Source organism: Kitasatospora sp. NPDC056181 (assembly GCF_042266225.1).
In the GTDB taxonomy this organism is placed as follows: Bacteria; Actinomycetota; Actinomycetes; order Streptomycetales; family Streptomycetaceae; genus Kitasatospora.
On sequence record NZ_JBHJUK010000010.1, the window covers coordinates 26,894 to 45,115 of the forward strand.

Annotated in this window: 9 protein-coding genes; 5 read left to right on the forward strand and 4 right to left on the reverse strand. The window is 74.9% G+C overall.

Annotation, left to right across the window (positions count from 1 at the left end):
- Positions 1–43: 43 nt before the first annotated feature.
- The 3 genes from ACFC1F_RS06800 to ACFC1F_RS06810 are packed head-to-tail and all read left to right on the forward strand — an operon-like array spanning position 44 to position 3,880.
- Positions 44–1,816 (forward strand): peptidoglycan-binding protein, encoded by a 1,773-nt coding sequence (locus ACFC1F_RS06800; RefSeq protein WP_376156160.1) that lies wholly within the window; start codon positions 44–46, stop codon positions 1,814–1,816.
- Positions 1,813–2,631: an ABC transporter ATP-binding protein gene (locus ACFC1F_RS06805; protein ID WP_376156162.1), complete on the forward strand. Its 819-nt coding sequence runs from the start codon at positions 1,813–1,815 to the stop codon at positions 2,629–2,631. The genes ACFC1F_RS06800 and ACFC1F_RS06805 overlap by 4 nt, the downstream gene beginning before the upstream one ends.
- A 1-nt stretch (position 2,632) precedes the next feature.
- Entirely contained in the window at positions 2,633–3,880 is a 1,248-nt protein-coding gene (locus ACFC1F_RS06810) for an ABC transporter permease (RefSeq protein WP_376156164.1), read from the forward strand.
- Between the two features lie 102 nt (positions 3,881–3,982).
- On the opposite strand, the gene ACFC1F_RS06815 is transcribed toward ACFC1F_RS06810, so the two are convergent.
- Positions 3,983–9,910 (reverse strand): TIR domain-containing protein, encoded by a 5,928-nt coding sequence (locus ACFC1F_RS06815; RefSeq protein WP_376156165.1) that lies wholly within the window; start codon positions 9,908–9,910, stop codon positions 3,983–3,985.
- Between the two features lie 289 nt (positions 9,911–10,199).
- On the opposite strand from ACFC1F_RS06815, the gene ACFC1F_RS06820 reads away from it, so the two are divergent.
- Positions 10,200–11,402 (forward strand): SLC13 family permease, encoded by a 1,203-nt coding sequence (locus tag ACFC1F_RS06820; protein ID WP_307852912.1) that lies wholly within the window; start codon positions 10,200–10,202, stop codon positions 11,400–11,402.
- A 174-nt stretch (positions 11,403–11,576) separates the two neighbouring features.
- Here ACFC1F_RS06820 and ACFC1F_RS06825 read toward each other — a convergent pair whose 3' ends face one another.
- Genes ACFC1F_RS06825 through ACFC1F_RS06835 form a run of 3 tightly spaced genes read right to left on the reverse strand, consistent with a single transcriptional unit; the run spans position 11,577 to position 14,216 of the window.
- Entirely contained in the window at positions 11,577–12,488 is a 912-nt protein-coding gene (locus ACFC1F_RS06825; RefSeq protein ID WP_376156166.1) for an inositol monophosphatase family protein, read from the reverse strand.
- Positions 12,466–13,233 (reverse strand): hypothetical protein, encoded by a 768-nt coding sequence (locus tag ACFC1F_RS06830; protein ID WP_245204220.1) that lies wholly within the window; start codon positions 13,231–13,233, stop codon positions 12,466–12,468. Before ACFC1F_RS06830 ends, ACFC1F_RS06825 begins: the two co-directional genes overlap by 23 nt.
- A 20-nt stretch (positions 13,234–13,253) precedes the next feature.
- On the reverse strand, positions 13,254–14,216 hold the full coding sequence (locus tag ACFC1F_RS06835) for a hypothetical protein (protein WP_307852911.1): 963 nt from the start codon (positions 14,214–14,216) through the stop codon (positions 13,254–13,256).
- 357 nt (positions 14,217–14,573) lie between these two features.
- Between ACFC1F_RS06835 and dnaE the strand changes: the two genes are divergently transcribed.
- The gene (gene dnaE, locus ACFC1F_RS06840) at positions 14,574–18,131 is read left to right on the forward strand and encodes a DNA polymerase III subunit alpha (protein ID WP_376156168.1); all 3,558 of its coding nucleotides are present in this window, start codon (positions 14,574–14,576) and stop codon (positions 18,129–18,131) included.
- The last annotated feature ends 91 nt before the right edge of the window (positions 18,132–18,222 follow it).

Genomic DNA, 18,222 nt, shown 5'->3' on the forward strand with positions numbered 1-18,222 from the left:
GCCCGCCGACCGGACCACCAGGTCCAGCGGGGAGACCAGGTCGTTGGGAGACGGTGGGTTGTTCGGGCGCGGCAGGAACGGTTCCGGCTCGGTGGGGCCGGTCGAGGAGAGCGCCGACGGGGGCGCGGGACAGGACGCGGTACTCGGCGGCGAGGGGCCGGACGCGGTAGTCGGCAACGAGGTGCCGGAGGGCGCCGGGCCGCCCGGCCGGTCCCGGCTGGTCCGGCGGCGGCGGGCGTTCCTCCTGGTCGCGGCGGTGGCCGCGGTGGTGTCCGTCGGGGGGCTCGGCGCCGCCTCGCTGGTCAAGTCCCCCGCCGACCGGGCCGCCGCCACCGACCCGCCGCCCGCGACCCTGATCACGGCCACCGCCGGGATGCAGGTGCTGAACCCCTCGGTCGTGCTGCGCGGCATGGTCTTCCCGCCGACCCAGTACGACGTGCTGCCCTCGGCCTCCTCGGCCGACGTGAAACAGCTCTACGTGTCCGGCCTGCGGGTGAAGGCCGGGGACCAGGTCGCCGCCGGGCAGCAACTGGCCGAGGTCTCCGGCCGGCCGCTGTTCGTCCTGCCCGGGCCCGTCCCCGCCTACCGGGACGTCCGGCCCGGCGACACCGGACCGGACGTCGCCGAGGTGCAGGCCGCCCTCGCCGGGCTCGGCTACCGGACCGGAGCCGACGCCTCGGGCACCTTCGGCGCCGGCACCAAGCAGGCCGTCAAGGCGTACTACGAGCACCTGGGCTACCCGGTGCCGACCACCGGAACGGCCACCCAGCAGGCCGTGGACACGGCGCGCAAGGCGGTGGACGCCGCGAAGCAGACGGTGGACGCGCTCACCGCCCAGAAGTCGGCGGGCGCCACGGGCGGATCCACCGGCACCGGTACGACGCCCACGGGCACCCCCTCGACCGGCACGACCCCCAGCGGCACGACGCCGCCCGGCACGACCGCCTCCGCGCAGGGCACGGGCACGCCCGGCGGCACGCCCGGCGGCAGCGGCGGCACGGGCGGGCTGACCGTCGACCAGCAGCTCGACGCCGCGAAGAAGCAGCTCGCCGCCGAACGGGACACCCTCGCCAAGGCCGAGGCGGTGAACGGTCCGATGCTGCCGGCCGCCGAGGCGGTCGTCCTGCCCACCGTCCCGGCCACCGTGACGGCCGTCAACGCCGCCGTCGGCTCCCCCGCCACCGGCGTGCTGCTCTCCCTGATGAGCGGACAGCTCGGGCTCGTGGGGCAGCTCACGCCCGGCCAGGCCGCCGGGGTGAAGCCCGGGATGACCGTCGAGATCCTCGCCGAGGCGGGCGGCGGCGCCAAGCTGACCGGCACGGTCGCCGGGCTCGGTGCGCAGACCACCGCCGCGCTCTCCGGCAGGGTCGTCCCGATCGGCGGCGGCGGGGCCGGAGGGCCGGGGGGCGGTGGCTCCTCGGGCGGCAGCGGCGGCACCGGCGGATCGGGTGGTTCGGGCGGTACCGGAGGTGCGGGCGGGTCGGGCGGCTCCCAGTCGACCGCCGGGGGCGGCGGCGTCGCCGCGTACATCCCGGTGACCATCACCACCCTGGGCCCGATCCCGGCGGAGCTGAACGGCCAGAACGTCAAGATCACCGTGCTCAAGGGCGACTCGACCGCGCCGGTGCTGGCCGTCCCGGTCGCCGCGGTGTTCACCACCTCGGCCGGGCGCACCGCCGTCACCAAGGTCGACGCCGCCGGCGCCCGGACCAACGTCACCGTCACCACCGGCGTCGCCGACCAGGGGTTCGTGGCCGTCACCGCGGCCGAGGGCGGCACGCTCGCCGCCGGCGACCAGGTGGTGGTCGGCCGGTGACCGCCCCCGCCACGACGCCCGCCACCGCCGCCACGGTGCCCACCCCCACCGCCGCGGCGCCGGTCATCCGGCTGCGCGGCCTCGGCCGCAGCTTCCCCGGCCCGCCGCCCGTCACCGCCCTCCACCCCGCGGACCTGGCCGTCCACTCGGGCGAGTACGTCGCCATCACCGGCCCCTCCGGCTCCGGCAAGTCCACCCTGCTGCACCTGCTCGGCCTGCTCGACACCCCCACCACCGGCAGCTACGAACTCGACGGCATCGACACCGCCCGGCTCTCCGACCGCGACCGCTCCACCCTGCGCGGCCGCCGGATCGGCTTCGTCTTCCAGTCCTTCCACCTGCTCGCCCACCGCACCGCCGAGGAGAACGTGCAGCTCGCCCAGGTCTACAACCGCACCCCGCGCACCGAACGCGGCGCGGCCGCCCGCGCCGCCCTCGCCCAGGTCGGCCTCGTCCACCGCACCCACGCGCTGCCCAGCACGCTCTCCGGCGGCGAGCGCCAGCGCGTCGCCATCGCCCGTGCCCTGGTCAACCGGCCCAGCCTGCTGCTCTGCGACGAACCCACCGGCAACCTCGACTCGGCCAACGCGAGCGCCGTGCTCGCCCAGTTCGACGAGCTCCACGACCAGGGCTTCACCCTGCTCGTCATCACCCACGACCCCGCCGTCGCCGCCCGTGCCCAGCGCACCGTCCGGATCGCCGACGGCCGCCTCACCGAACCCGGGCGCGAACCGGCGGTCGTCGGCCCGACCGGCAGCGGCCCGGCCGTCCCCGGCCCGTCCGTTTCCCGCCCGGCCGGCAGCAGGGAGGCCTGAGGTGCGCAGCGTCCTGTCCGACCCCGCCTCCCGCCTCGGCCTGCGCGACCTCCTCGCGGAGGCCATGTCCGGCACGCTCCAGCGGCCCGGCCGCTCGGCCCTCACCATGCTCGGCACCGTCCTCGGCATCGGCGCCTTCGTCGCCGTGCTCGGCCTCACCGCGACCGCCTCCGGCCAGATCGGCGAGCAGTTCAGCCTCACCAAGGCGACCACCGTCACCGTCTCCGACCACCCCTCCACCGAGGGCCTCGCCCCCGGCGCCAACCCGCCGACGGGGTTCCCCGAGGACGCGGACGCCCGGGCCGGCCGGATCAACGGCGTGGCCGCGGCCGGGGTCTGGTGGCGGGTCCCCAAGGCCGACGTGCGGATCTCCGCCACGCCCACCGGGGACTCCGCCGGCCAGGGCCTCTCGCTGCTCGCCGCCACCCCCGGCGCGGTCGCCGCGATGCAGCCGACGCTGGCCGCCGGCACCACCCTGGACGCCTTCGCGCAGCGTGAACGGCTGCCGGTCGCGCTGCTCAGCTCGGCCGCCGCGAAGCGTCTCGGTGTCAACCGGCTGGACGCCCAGCCCGCGGTCTTCGTCGACGGTCTGCCGTTCACGGTGATCGGCGTCTACTCCGAGGTCCAGCGCCTGCCGGACAGCCTGCTGGGCATCGTCATCCCGACCAGCACCGCGCTGGACCGGTTCGGCAACCCCGGTACGGGCAAGGACCAGGAGGCCCAGCTCCTGGTGGCCACCCGGATGGGCGCGGCCCCCGTCGTGGCCCGCCAACTCGCCGTCGCCCTGCGGCCGGACGCGCCCGAACGGTTCACCGTCGTCCCGCCGCCGGACCCGCACAGCCTCCAGGACAAGGTCACCTCCGACCTCACCGGCCTGTTCCTCGCGCTCGCCGGGATCTGCCTGGTCGTCGGCGCCGTCGGGATCGCCAACACGACGCTGGTCGCCGTGCTGGAACGCACCCAGGAGATCGGCCTGCGCCGCTCCCTCGGCGCCCGCACCTGGCACATCGCCGGGCAGTTCCTCACCGAGTCCACCGTGCTCGGCACCCTCGGCGGCCTGATCGGTACCGGCATCGGCGTCCTGGTGGTCCTCGGGACGGCCGCGGCCCGCGACTGGACCGCGGTGCTGCAACCGGCCGCCACCCTCCCCGCGCCGCTGATCGGCACGGTCGTCGGTCTCCTGGCCGGCCTCTACCCGGCCCTGCGCGCCGCCCGCACCGACCCCCTCAAGGCCCTCCGCACGGCCTGAGCCGCACGGCCCGGGGCCCTGTCGGCGCGGCCCCCGGCCGCACGGCGCGGCCCGCACACCGCCGGCCGGAGGCGGAGGCAGCGCCGGAGGCGGCAGCAGCCCTCACAGCTCCGCCTCCGGGGGCAGCCGGTGCACGCCCGGGAGGTGGGTGTCCAGCTCGCCCGGCTCGAACCGGCACATGCCGACGGCGTGCCAGAACTCGCCGACCACGTCGCCCTCGTACTTGTAGGCGCCGGACGGCAGCAGCGCGGCCCAGCCGTCGGGCGCGCCGAGGAGGGTGGCGCGCGGGGTGGGGACGCCGGTGGCGGGGACGTTCCAGAGGCGGACGGTGCCGTCCTCGCCGCCGCTGGCCAGCAGCGAGCCGTCGGGGCTGAAGGTCACGGCGAGGATCCGGCCGGTGTGGCCGCGGAGCCGGCCGAGGTCGTGGCCGGTGTGCGGGTCCCAGAGGCGGACGACGCGGTCGTCGCCGGCGGTGGCGAGGAGCGGCCGGCGGGGGTGGACGGCCGCGGTCCAGAGCCGGCCGACGTGGCCGCCGAGGCGGTGCCGGACGGCGCCGTCGGCCCAGACCACGGCGTCGCCGTCCCAGGAGGCGCTGGTCAGCCAACGGCCGTCGGCCGCGAACGCGACCGCGTACACCCGGTCGTGGTGGCCTTCGAGCTGGGTCTCGATCCGGCCGGTCGCGATGTCCCAGATCCGGACCCGGCTGTCGTCGCAGCCGGTGGCCAGCCGCCGCCCGTCCGCGCTGAAGGCGATGGAGCGGACCCGGCCGCGGTGCTCCCGCAGGGTCGCGACGTGGGCTCCGGTGCTGCGGTACCAGATGCGGACGGTGTCGTCGTCGTTGGCGGTGGCGACGAAGACGCCGTCGGCGCTGAAGGCCTCCGCCCAGATGTGTTCGGTCTCGACGTCCATCTCGCGGAGGTACTCGCCGCTCAGGGCGTTCCACAGGTAGAGGTCGCCGTCGTTGCTGGCGGTCGCGATCAGCGGGCCCTCCGGGCCGAACTGCGCGGAGACCAGCCGGCTGCTGCGGGCCGCGAGTTCCCTGGCCCGACGGCCGGTGGCGGGCTCCCAGAGCCGGACCACGCCGTCGTTGCCGCCGGCCGCGAGCAGCGTGCCGTCGCCGTTGAAGGAGAGCGAGCCGATGCGCCGGCCGTGGCCGCGCAGCAGCTGCCTGCTGCGGCCGGAACCGGGCTCCCAGAGCCGGACGGCGCCGTCGTTGCCGCCCGTCACCAGCAGCGCCTCCGCGTCCGCCCCGGCCGGGCCGCCGGCCGCCTCGCCGACCGGTCCGGCGGCCGGGCGGTCGGCCGGGCGGAACCGGCAGGCCCAGACCGAACCCCGGTGCTCGGGCGGCTGACGGCGCAGCGGCACCACCTCCCGGCCACCGCCGCCTCCATCGCCGCCACCGGCAGCGGCGCCGCCGCGCCTGGCGGCGGGGCCGACCCGCCAGACCCGGACCACGCCGTCGCTGTCGCCGGCCGCGAGCCGGGTGCCGTCGGCGTCGAAGGCCACCTGGTAGACCGCGCCGGTGCAGCCTTCCAGCTCTCCGGCGGCCGTCCCGTCGAGGGGGTTCCAGAGCCGGACCCGGCCCGCGGTGTCACCGCTCGCGAGCAGGTCGCCGTCGGGGTGGAAGGCCAGGGTGTAGACCCGCCCGAGGTGTCCGTCGAAGGTGTGCAGGAGCCGTCCCCGGGCGATGTCCCAGAGCCGTACGGTGCCGCCGGTCGCCCCGTCCGCACCACCGTCGCCGGTGGCCAGGAGGGTGCCGTCCGGGCTGAACCGGGCGCGGTACACCGATCCGCGGTGGCCGGGCAGTTCGGCGGTCAGGCGGCCGCTGCGGGTGGACCAGACGCGGACCGCGCCGGCCAGGTCGCCGGTGACGAGCCGCGAGCCGTCGGGGCTGAACACCGCGGTGTAGACGGGCGCGACGTGGCCGGGGAGGCTGCGCAGCAGCCGGCCGGCGGCGGTGTCCCAGAGGGTGACGGTGCCCTCGGCGTCGCCGGTGGCGAGCAGGGCGCCGCCGGGGCCGAGCGAGACCGGCCAGACGCCGCCGGGGTGGACGTCGAGGCGGTGGCGGCATTCGCCGGAGACCGGGTCCCAGAGCCGGACGGTGCCGTCGGCGCTGCCGGTGGCGAGCACGTCGCCGGCGAACTTGACCGCGTAGACCCGGCCGATGTGGTCCTTGAGGGTGCGCAGCGCCACACCGGTGACGGCGTCGCAGATCAGGACCGAGCCGTCGTCGCTGCCGACGGCGAGCAGTTGGCCGTCGACGCTGAAGGCGACGGGCTCGGGCAGCCGGGTGGTGCGGACGTCGAAGCCGTAGGGGACGCCGACCTCGGAGGGGCGGAACCCGGCCTCGACGGGCAGGCCGGGGGCGATGGCGGCGGCGCGGAGCTCGGGGGCGGCGAGCACCCGGGCGTCGGTGACCGCGGAGATCAGGGCGGCGCGCTGCCAGCGGCTGCCGCTCAGGCGGGCGCCGCGCAGGTCGGTGCGGATGAGCCGGGCTCCGCGCAGGTCGGCGTCGCTCAGGTCGGCGCCGGTGAGGTCGGCCGCGTCGAGGCGGGCGCCGACCAGGCGGGCGCCGCGCAGCGAGGCCCCGGCGAGGTTGGCGCCGAGCAGCCGGGCGTCCGTGAGGTCGGCCCGGGCGAGGTCGACGCCGGAGAGGTCCCGGTGGGAGAGGTCCTCGCCGGCCAGGGCGGCGCCGCGCAGGTCGGTGTGGGCGGGGACGCGCAGCCGGGCCAGCACCTTGACGGCGTTGGACCGGGCGGTCTCGTCGGCGCCCGGGGAGTCCGCCGCGCCGTCCAGGACGGACCCGGCCCACTCCTGGCAGACCTGGTGGTCGGCGAGGTCGCAGAGGAACTCGACCGCCAGCCGGCTGAGCGGCCGCCGGGTGAGCAGGTCGGGCTCGCCCCGGCCGAGGCCGGCCGCGGCCGCGCGGGCGACCAGCCATTCGACCACCGAGCCGTGGATGAACTGGAACATGCCCTCGTCGGAGCGGACCAGGAGCGAGCCCGAGCCGACCGCGTGGGCGACCTGCGGGGTGGGCAGGCTGGTCTCCGCCAGACCGGTCAGCACGCCCGCGATGTCGACCAGTTCGTCGTACGGCATGGCGTTGCGGCCGCTCTCCCAGAGCCGCAGCGCGAGCAGGGTGACGGCCTCCCAGAGCTGGTCCAGGCCGAGGCCGGGCGCGGCGCCCGGCCCGCCGTGGCCGCGCCGCTCCTCGAACCGCAGCCAGGCGGTGAAGACCTCCTGGTAGAGGCCGGCGGCGCTGAGCGCCCGGCCGGCGCCGGCGACGGCCCGCAGCCGGTCGTGGTCGAGGTCGGCGACGAAGCTGAGCAGCCGGGGGTTGCGGCAGAGCGCGAGCAGGTCGGGGATGGCCTCCAGCAGGCGCATCCGGCGGTCGGCGGCGGTCTCGTCGCCGTAGCGGTTGACCAGGTAGCCGCGGATCTGCGCGGTGGTGAAGTCCTGGACGGCGAGCAGCCGCCGCTGCGGCAGCAGGCCGACCCGCTCGCCGAGCGCGGTGAGCACCTGCTCCTGTGAGCTGAAGTGCTGGGTGCGGCTGCTGACCACGATCTTGGCGTTGTCGACGGCGGCGTCCAGCAGCACCTGGAGGTGGTCGGCGGCCCGCTCGTAGCTGACCCGGTTGAGGAGCTCGTCGAAGCCGTCGAAGAGCAGCACGATGCGGCCCTGGCGGAGCATGTAGCGGAAGGCCCGCAGGTCGATGGTGTCGATGCCGTGGGCGGTCAGGTGGGCGGCCACCAGACCGTCGAAGGAGTGCGCCTTGTCGAGCGCGCTGAGCTCGATGAACAGCGGGGTCAGGTGCGGGAGTTCGGTGGGGATGCGGCGAGCCAGCTCGCGCAGCGCGAAGGTCTTGCCGCGGCCGAAGTCGCCGAGCAGCAGCAGGAACCGGCCGTGGTCGGACTCCAGCAGCCGGAGCATCTCGTCGACCAGGCCGTCGCGTTCGGCGCCGCCGGGGCGTTCGGCGTCGCGGTAGCGCTGCGGGAGGTAGAGGCCGGGCTGGTACTGGCCGTCGGTGCTGAGCCGCTCGCTCTGCGCGGCCACGTAGCCGCGCAGGTCGAGCAGGCCCTGGAACTCGACGAAGCTGCGCAGCCGGACGCCGCGCCGCCGGGCGCGGTCGCGCAGCTCGCGCGGTGGCGGCGGGCCGTCGTGGACGAGTTCGGCGTCGGGTGCGGTGCCGGCGGCGTGCACGGCGTCGACGAAGTGGTCGACGTCCTCGGCGGTGGGGGTGGAGACGCAGGCGGCGACGCGCTGCTGGCGGACGAAGCCGGACTCGGTCCAGGTGACGAGGAGCTGGGGCGGCGCGCCCGCGACGACGCGGATCTGGGCGCCCTCGTGGCGGGTCCGGCAGACCTCGGCGACCCGGGCCAGCAGGGTGTCGGCGGGGGAGGCCAGTTCCCGGGCCTCGCGTTCGGGTTCGACGGGCGGCGGGACGGTGGCGGCCTGCGGTTGCGGCGGGGCGGGCGGCGCGGCCGCGTCGGGCGGCGGCGGGAAGGCCCGGTGGGCCCGGCGCCAGACGGCGGGCGTCTGCTGGAGCTCGGCGCCCGGGGCGGGCCAGCGGGTGAGCCCGTCGCGGGTGAGCCGGAGCAGCTGGTGGGTGCCGGGGCCGCCGGCACCCACCACGCCGACCTCGCCGGCGGCGGTGGACAGCGTCCGGACCGCCGTCCGGGAGTCGGCCGGTCCGTGCAGCAGCAGGTGCAGCCGCGGCGCGGTGAGCCGGGTGAACCGGTCGAGGTCGCGCAGCGGTTCGGCGTCCTGGCCCGCCCGGGCCGACCGGGCGCCGGCGGGCCGGGCCGTGACCGGGTGGCGCAGCGCGCCGATCCGCAGCCAGCCGTCGTTCTCGTACGGGCGCAGCGCCTGGGCGAACCAGGCGGCCTGCTCGGGGCCGAGCCAACCGTACCGGTCGTCGGCGCGGTGGCTGTACGCCATCGAGGAGTTGAGGCCGGCGACGACGGTGCCGAGCTCGGGCACGGGGAAGAGCGTCCACGGCTGGGCGCTGTCGAAGACGACGTCCAGGCCCTGGTAGAACTCCTGGAACAGCCGGGCGTAGTGGCGCCACTTGGGCCAGTACGGCGGGGTGGGTCGCAGTTCGTCGGCCTCGCAGGTGCTGAAGTAGGCGCGCGAGGCGGCCTGGCTGACGTCCTGCCCGCCGGGCACGACGGCCACCCGGTGGGGTTCCAGGCCGAGCAGGGAGCGGATCCCGGTGAGGAAGGCGAGCGCCTGTTCGCACTCGCGGGGGCTGCCGGAGGCGGTCAGGTCGCCGGTGACGACGACCAGTTCGGGTGCCGGGGCGCCGGCGTCGGCCAGCTCCACGAGGTCGCCCCAGATGGCGGCCTGGAGGTCCACCGGGTCGCTGCCGCGGCCGAAGGAGGGGCCTGCCAGGTGCAGCACCGAGACGCCCTCGCGCTCGCCCGTCCGCTCCGGCGCCGACGGGTACTCGGGCGGGACGGACGGCCTGCGGCGGCCGGCCCAGCCCGTCCCGCCGACCGGCCGGGGCTCGGGCACCTGCGGCTGCGCCGGGGCGGCGGGCACGCCGGCGGACCCGCCCGGGTAACCGGGCCGCAGTTCGGGCCGGGCCCGCCCGTCCATCGCCTGGCCGACCCGGGCCAGCAGCAGCCGGCGGGCGTGCGCGGGCTCGTCGACGCCCACCAGGTCGATGTAGGTGAGGGTGGCGAGCAGGCCGTCCACCGGGATGTCCTCGATGCGGACGGTCAGCAGCCGGCGGTCCGGGGCGTCCGGGTCGGAGCGCAGGGCGGCCTGCCACTCCATCCGCCCGTAGCGGGAGCGCTCGTAGTGGCGGGAGAGCAGGGCGATGGTGGCGGCGGACTCGGTGACGCCCCGGTCCATGAAGTCCACGAAGTTGGTCCCGGGGACGAAGTCCCAGGCCTGGAGGAAGGCGCGGTAGCCCGCCTCCTCCAGCGTCCAGGCGATCCAGGCCGCCCACCGCTCGTCCGCCGGTGAGTAGCTGATGAAGAAGTCGATCGGCCCGGGGCCACCCGGGGTCGCGTCCATAGCCCCCATGGGGGAGAGCTTATGACCGATCGGGGGCCGGTAAACCCGGTTCGGCCCGGCTGGTTGGCCTTGCTTCGCCCGCGTCCCGCCCGTGTGCCGCTTGTGCCCCGGCCACGCCCGGCCGGTGTCCCGTCCCCGTCGCGCCCCGCTCCCGGCCGCGACCCGCCCTGCTCCCGCCCGTGGTGCGGTCCGCCCCGCACTCTCGTCGCGCCCGCCCCGCGCCCCCGTCGCGCCCGGTTCTCGCCTGCGCCCAACCCCGGTCTCGACGTGAGAACAACCGTGTGCGACCCTGGCGGGCGTGCTTGCCTACTGGCCCACCGTCAGGCGCCTCCACCCCCTGGACTGGGTGGCCGCGGCGCTGCTCGCCTGCGGACTGCTCCTCCTCGCCACCGGTCTGCTGCCGACCGCCTCGGCCGGAGCCGCGTTCTCCCGGATCGCGCCGCTGCTGGCGTTCCTCGGCACGGTCATCGTGCTGGCCGAACTCACCAGCGCGGCCGAGGTGTTCGACGTGGTGGCGGCGGGTGTGGCGCGAGCCGGGCGGGGCAGCTACCCGGTGCTGTTCCTGCTCTGTGTGGCCTTCGCCGCCGTCACCACGATGACCCTCAACCTGGACACCACGGCCGTCCTGCTCACCCCGGTGATGCTGGCCCTCGCCACCCGGGTGGGCATCGCGCCGCTGCCGCTGGCGATGACCACGGTCTGGCTGGCCAACACCGCGAGCCTGCTGCTGCCCGTGTCCAACCTGACCAACCTGCTGGCCGCCGAACGGGTCGCGCTCTCCCCCGCCGGGCTGGCCCGGGTGATGTGGGCGCCGCAGCTGGCCGCCCTGCTGGCGACGATGGCCTGCCTCTGGGGGTTCTACTGGCGGCGCGGCCGCCGGGGCGCCGACGGCTACACGCCGCCGCCGGCCCACCGGCCCGGCGACCCGGTGCTGTTCCGGGTCTGCGGGCTGGCCTGTGCCGGCTTCCTGCTGGCGACCCTGCTGAGCGGTCTCCCGCTCTGGGTGGCCTCGGGCGCGGCCGCCCTGGTCGCGGTGGCGGCCTTCGCCGTCCGACGGCCGGAGGCGCTGCGGACCTCGCTCGTCCCGTGGCGGCTGCTGGTCATGGTGCCGGGGATGTTCCTCGTGGTGCAGACCGTCGACGCGCACGGGCTGCACCGGGTGCTGGCCTCGGCGATCGGGACGGACGGCGGGGTGCTCGGGATGTTCCGGGCCTCGGCCGTCGGCGCGGGCCTGTCCAACCTGCTCAACAACCTGCCCGTGTACCTCGCCGGGGAGGCCGCGGTACCGGTCGCCAACCACCAGCAGCTGCTCTCGCTGCTGATCGGCACCAACATCGGCCCGCTGATCACGCCGTGGGCCTCGCTCGCCACCCTGCTCTGGTACGAGCGGTGCCGCTCGGCCGGCCTGCGGGTGCCGCTGCGGGGCGTCGCCGGGACCAGCGCGGTGCTCGCGGTGGGCGGCGTACTGCTGGCCACGTCGGCGCTCGCGCTGACCTCCTAGCCGGGGGCCGTGGCGGATCCGGCCCGGCCCGGCCCGGGTCCGGCCCGGTGCGGGTCCGGCCCGGTGCGGGTCCGGCCCGGTGCGGGTCCGGCCCGGTGCGGGTCCGGCCCGGGGTAGCGCGCGGACGGGCCCGGCAGGCGCGTACGGGCCCGGCGCGCAAACGGGCCCGGCGCCTCACGGCCCGAAGCCGTCGTCGGGCTTGGCGGCCCGGGCGACCAGGTCCAGCAGGTGGGGCAGCACCTCCGGGCGCCCCGCGACGAAGCTCCGTGCGGTGTCCGGCTGCCCGATCCGCCCGCTGAACCGGCCGCCGTCCAGCCGGCGGATCTCCAGGCCCGCCTCGGCCGCGAGCAGACACCCGGCGGGCAGGTCGATCTCCTCCGCCCGGTAGCCGACGAAGCCATCGATGTCACCCCGGGCCAGCATCGACCAGGTGAGCAGGGGCGCCCAGAGCTGGAGCAGCCGCCGCGAGCCGGCCTCCAGCCCCTCCTTCAGCGCCCGGCACACCGGGTCGCCGGCCGGCACCCCGTGCCCCTGCGTCCAGGCGAGCACCGGTCCGGCGGGGGCCGGCGGGCCGGACGGACGGCGCAGCCGCCCGCGCGGTCCGAAGGCGCCGCCGCCGCGCACCGCCCGCCACGTCCGGCCGGTCACCGGGTCGTGGACGACCCCGAGGACCGGCTCGTCACCGACGCAGAGCGCGATGCCCACCACGTAGACGGGCAGGCCGACCACCACGTTGTTGCTGCCGTCGAGCGGGTCCACCAGCCAGGTCCGCCCGGAGGGTCCGCCCCCGCCGCCCGCACCCGGCCCGGTCCCGCCGCCCTCCTCCGCGACGACGCGGTCGGACGGGAAGCGCTCGGCGAGCCGCCGGGTGACCAGCTCCTCGGCCAGCAGGTCCAGCTCGGTGACCACGTCGCCGTCCTCGCCCTTCGGGTGGATCCGGAAGGCGCGCCGGAAACGGGAGCGCAGCAGCCCGCCCGCCTCCTCGGCGATGTCGACCGCGGCCTGGCACTCGGCCTCGAAGCCGGGACCGCCGGGACCGCCGGGGCCTCCGGGGCCTCCGGGGTCAGTCTTCGGACGGGGGTTCACTGAGCCTCCTGGCTGCCGCTTCGGCGATCCGGGCGGTCCGGGCCGCGTCGCACTGCCGCCGCACCACCCGGCGGGCACGGCCGTGGAGCGGCCCGAGGACGACGTCCACCGGGCCGGGCACCGAGCGCCCCAGCACCACCGTCGCGGCCGGTGCACCGCCCGGCAGGACGGTCGCGTGGAACTCGCCGGCCGCCAGGGTGTACGTCTCGCCGCGCGCGCTGGTCCGCTCGCCGAGCGGCTCCCAGCGCACCAGCCGGGCGGTCGGCCGGATCTCGTCCGTGCCCGCCGCGCTGTGCACCTCGTACGCGCGGTGGGTCGGGCGGACCGGCTCGTCGTGGACCCCGACCCGCAGGTTGCCGACCCGCCCGTACAGCACGCTGCTCTTCAGCTCCCAGCTGTGGCAGTGGATCTCCCGCACGGCGCGGGCCGGGCGCGGGCCGGCGGCGTCCGGCCCGAAGACGTGCACGCAGACGCCGAGCGCGCCGTCGCGCAGCACCGGCAGGCAGAAGAAGCCGAGGGGGTGGGCGACGGCCCGCACGGCTCTCGCGCCCGAGGCGACCTCCGCCAGGATCCCGCCGACCAGCCCGTCCAGCGCGGGCGAGGCCTCGGCCTCCCCGGCGGCCAGGTCGAGCGAGGCGAAGAGGCCCGCGCGGGAGCCGGTACCCGGGCCCGGGCCACGATCCGGGCTGCGATCCGTACCGGGGCCCGTGAAGGGGTCCGGGTCGGGGTCCGTGAAGGGGTCCATACGTCTCCTCCCTCCGGCGGCTACCTGCGGTACGGGTTCTCCGCGTGCAGCGCCCTGTCGATGATGTCGGCGACGTCCGCGTCCGAGAAGGAGGCGGGCAGCCGGATTCCCAGCTGGTCGAAGAGGCGCCGGGCCTCGTCGACGGTCGGGTCGTCACCGAGCGGCTCGGTGTCCCGCAGGTCGAGCTTGACCGCCTGCTCCCGGTAGTGGTGCAGCTCCGTGACGTAGTAGTCGTAGAGCGGGCGCCCGCGCTCGACGTAGAGGCTGACCCTCCGCGGGTCGTCCTGGGTGATGACCAGGCACGACGCCGAGAGGTCGAAGCGGAGCGTCGGCACGACGGACGAGAGGTGGACGTCGATCTCCAGGGTGTCGAGCCGCTGGCGGTACCAGGCGGCGGCGAACACCGTGGCGTAGGACTCCCGGCGGGTGCGCTCCACGCTCCACCCGCCGGGCTGCGCGCCGTCCGGGCGGCTGCCGAAGGTCTCCCGGAACCGCGAGTACGCCGCACAGGCCCGCTCGTCACCCGGGTGCACGATGTCGATCTTGACGGTGAGCGAGCGGCGGCGGCGCTGCGCCTCCCGGACGCACTCGGGCAGGGTGACCGCCCGCAGGTAGGTGCCGGTGCCGCCCTTGAACACCCACCGGTCGGTGTCCTGGCGCGCCCGCTCCAGCGCCCGTTCCAGCTCCACCCCGGCCAGCTCGCGCACCGAGGTCAGGTTGTCCAGCGCCTGCCGGGCACCGGCCGTCGCCTCCCGGATGTCGCTGATCCGGCGCCGGCGCTCGGCCAGCGACCCGTACACGACCGCCGCCAGCACCAGCAGGGTCGCGCCCGAGACGACGTTGTCCCCGAGCCCGCCGCCGAACAGGTCGAGCAGCCCGACGGCCAGCGCGCCGCAGAAGGCGACGACGCCGTCCGAGTTCCGCAGCGCCCAGGCGATCGCGCTCTCCAGCCGCCGCCCGGGCTCCGCACCCCCCTGCGTCACCCCGCACCCCCTCGTTCGTCGGCCAACATGGTAAGTCTCGCAGGCAATTGACGACCAGACGGCGAATTTTCCGGCTGGCCTCCCATTGGTGGTGCCCTCCCTGCGGGGGCCGGGCCGGAGAGCGCACGGCGACCGCGGGGAGGCCGTTCACTCAGGCCGCAGGAGGCTGCGACAAGGCCGCGAGGAGGCCGCGAGGAGCCCGCACGGAGCCCGCAGGAGGACCGGAAGGATCACGTCAAGGACCGCCGCCGTGGTGCCCGCCCGGGCGAGTCGTCCGCGCCGACCGGCTAGCCTGGAGGGCTCCGCCCCGGGGTGCCCGCCCCGGACGCCAGCCCCGCCGACAAGGAGCCCGCCGACGTGTCCGACAGTTTCGCGCACCTGCACGTCCACACCGAGTACTCGATGCTGGACGGGGCCGCGAAGAACGGCAAGCTGTTCGCGGAGGCCGAGCGGCAGGGCATGCCGGCCATCGCGATGAGCGACCACGGCAACATGTTCGGCGCGTACGAGTTCTTCCACGCCGCCGCCAAGACCGGCGTGAAGCCGATCATCGGCATCGAGGCGTACGTCGCCCCGGGATCGCGCTTCCACAAGAAGCAGGTCTTCTGGTCCCCCGGCGGCCAGCGCCCGGCCAGCTCCGACGGCGAGGGCGGCAAGGACGTCTCCGGCGGCGGCCGCTACACCCACATGACCATGTGGGCACAGAACGCCACCGGCCTGCGGAACCTCTTCAAGCTCTCCTCGCTCGCGTCGATGGAGGGCTACTACATGAAGCCCCGGATGGACCGCGAGCTGATCGCCGCCAACGCGACCGGCATCATCGCCACCACCGGCTGCCCCTCCGGCGAGGTGCAGACCCGGCTGCGGCTCGGGCAGTACGACGAGGCGGTCAAGGCCGCCGGCGCCTACCAGGACATCTTCGGCAAGGAGAACTACTTCCTGGAGCTGATGGACCACGGCCTCTCCATCGAGCAGGACGTCCGCGAGGACCTGCTGCGCCTGGCCAAGCAGCTGAACATCCCGCTCCTCGCCACCAACGACTCGCACTACGTCACCGCCGACCAGGCGGACGCCCACGACAGCCTGCTCTGCGTCGGCGTGGGCAAGAACAAGGACGACCCGAACCGCTTCAAGTTCAACGGCTCCGGCTACTACGTCAAGACCGCCGAGGAGATGCGCGAGCTCTTCCGCGATCTGCCGGAGGCCTGCGACAACACGCTGGCGATCGCCGAGCGGGTCGAGTCGTACGGCGAGGTCTTCACCTACGTCGACCGGATGCCGCAGTTCGACGTGCCCGAGGGCGAGACCCAGGCCTCGTACCTGCGCCAGAAGATCGCCGCCGGGCTCCAGCACCGCTACGGCGACAACCCCAGCCAGGAGGTGCTGGACCGGGTCGAGCTGGAGATGGGCGTGATCACCCCGATGGGGTTCGACGCCTACTTCCTCGTGGTCGCCGACATCTGCCAGTACGGGCGGGACAACGGCATCCCGGTCGGACCGGGCCGTGGCTCGGCGGCCGGCTCGATGGTCTCCTACCTGACCGGCATCACCCAGCTGGACCCGCTGGAGCACGACCTGCTGTTCGAGCGGTTCCTCAACCCCGAGCGCATCAACCCCCCGGACGTCGACATCGACTTCGACGACCGCCAGCGCGACCAGATGGTGCGCTACGTCACCGAGAAGTACGGCTCCGCCTACACCGCCCAGGTCAACACCTTCGGCACCATCAAGGCCAAGGCCGCCGTCAAGGACGCCAACCGCATCCTCGGCTACCCCTTCGCGATGGGCGACCGGATCACCAAGGCGATGCCGCCGGACGTCATGGGCAAGGGCGTCCCGCTGGCCGACCTCTTCAACGACAAGCACCCCCGGTACAACGAGGGCACCGAGATCCGGGCGCTGTACGACAACGAGCCCGACGTCAAGAAGATCATCGACACCGGGCGCGGCATCGAGGGCCTGATCCGCGGCACCGGTGTGCACGCCGCCGCCGTCATCCTCTCCTCCACCCCGCTGCTGGAGCTGATCCCGCTGCACATGCGGGACAAGGACGGCACCATCATCACCGGCTTCGACTACCCGTCGTGCGAAGCCATGGGCCTGATCAAGATGGACTTCCTGGGTCTGCGGAACCTGGGCATCATCGACCACTGCATCAAGATCGTGAAGGCCAACCGGGGCGTCGACGTCGACATCGAGAAGATCCCGATCGACGACCCCACCACGTACCAGCTGCTCGCCCGCGGCGACACCCTGGGCGTGTTCCAGCTCGACGGCGGCCCCATGCGCGCCCTGCTCAAGCTGATGAAGCCCACCGAGTTCGCCGACATCTCCGCCGTGTCCGCGCTCTACCGGCCCGGCCCGATGGGCATGAACTCGCACACCAACTACGCCCTGCGCAAGAACGCCCAGCAGGAGATCGTCCCGATCCACCCCGAGCTGGAGGAGCCCCTCAAGGAGGTCCTCGGCCCCACCTACGGCCTGATCGTCTACCAGGAGCAGGTGCAGCGCGCCGCCCAGGTGCTGGCCGGCTACTCGCTCGGCCAGGCCGACCTGCTCCGCCGTGCGATGGGCAAGAAGAAGAAGGAGGTGCTGGAGAAGGAGTTCGTCCCCTTCCACGCGGGCTGCAAGGAGCGCGGCTACTCCGACGAGGCCATCCAGGCCGTGTGGGACGTCCTGGTCCCCTTCGCCGGCTACGCCTTCAACAAATCGCACTCCGCCGCGTACGGCCTGGTCTCGTACCAGACCGCCTACCTCAAGGCCAACTACCCCGCCGAGTACATGGCCGCCCTGCTCACCTCGGTCGCCGACGACAAGGACAAGATGGCCGTCTACCTGGCGGAGTGCCGCCAGATGGGCATCAAGATCCTCTCCCCCGACGTCAACGAGTCCGTGGTCGACTTCACCGCCGTCGGCAGCGACGTCCGCTTCGGCCTGAAGGCCGTCCGCAACGTCGGCGTGCCGGTCATCGAGTCGCTGGTGAAGACCCGGAAGGAGAAGGGCAAGTACACCTCCTTCGCCGACTTCCTCGACAAGGTCGAGCTGGTGGTCTGCAACAAGCGGACCGTCGACTCCCTGGTCAAGGCCGGCGCCTTCGACTCCCTCGGGCACACCCGGCTCTCGCTCAGCACCGTCCACGAGACCGCGATCGACGCCGTGACCGGGCTGAAGAAGCAGCAGGCGATTGGCCAGGACGACCTCTTCGGCGCCCTCGACGGCGCTGAGGGCTCCGGCCCGGCCATCGGGCTCGACTTCGAGCTCACCGACCGCGAGTGGCCGCGCCGCCAACTGCTCAGCCTGGAACGCGAGATGCTCGGCCTCTACGTCTCCAGCCACCCGCTCGACGGCGCCGAGCACATCCTCTCCAAGAACCGCGACACCTCCATCGCCGAACTCCTCGGCTCCGGCCGGACCGAGGGCGAGGTCCGGCTGTCCGGCCTGATCACCGCCGTCGACCGCCGGATCAACAAGGCCGGCAACGCCTGGGCGATCATCACCCTCGCCGACCGCGACGGCTCGGTCGAGGTGCTGTTCTTCCCCGCCACCTACAACCTGATGGCCGACCAGATGGTCGAGGACAACGTCATCTCGGCCCGCGGGCGCCTCAACGAGCGGGACGGCTCGCTGAGCATCTTCGGCCAGGAGATCACCACCCTCGACGTCTCCTCCGCCGAGCTCGGCACCAAGCCGCCGGTCCAGATCAACATGCCGCTCGGCAAGATCACCGCCAACACGGTCGCCGAACTCAAGCTCGCCCTCCAGGCCCACCCCGGCGACGTCCCCGTCCGCCTGCTGACCACCAACTGGGACAAGGACACCCTCTACGAGCTCGGCTTCCTGGTGAACCCCGACAACGGCCTCGCCTCGGACATCAAGACGCTCCTCGGCACGAACTCCTGGGCGGGCACGGTCTAGGCGCCCCCGGGCACCGTCCGCGGGCGGGCACGGGGACAGTCCACCCGCCCGCGGACGGGCACGGTCCACCCGTCCGCGGGCGCCGACCGTC

Bases quoted from the DNA above. Each gene is read 5' to 3' on its own strand.
- ACFC1F_RS06815 (WP_376156165.1), bottom strand. From the start codon at position 9,910: ATGGGGGCTATGGACGCGACCCCGGGTGGCCCCGGGCCGATCGACTTC.
- ACFC1F_RS06830 (WP_245204220.1), bottom strand. From the start codon at position 13,233: ATGGACCCCTTCACGGACCCCGACCCGGACCCCTTCACGGGCCCCGGT.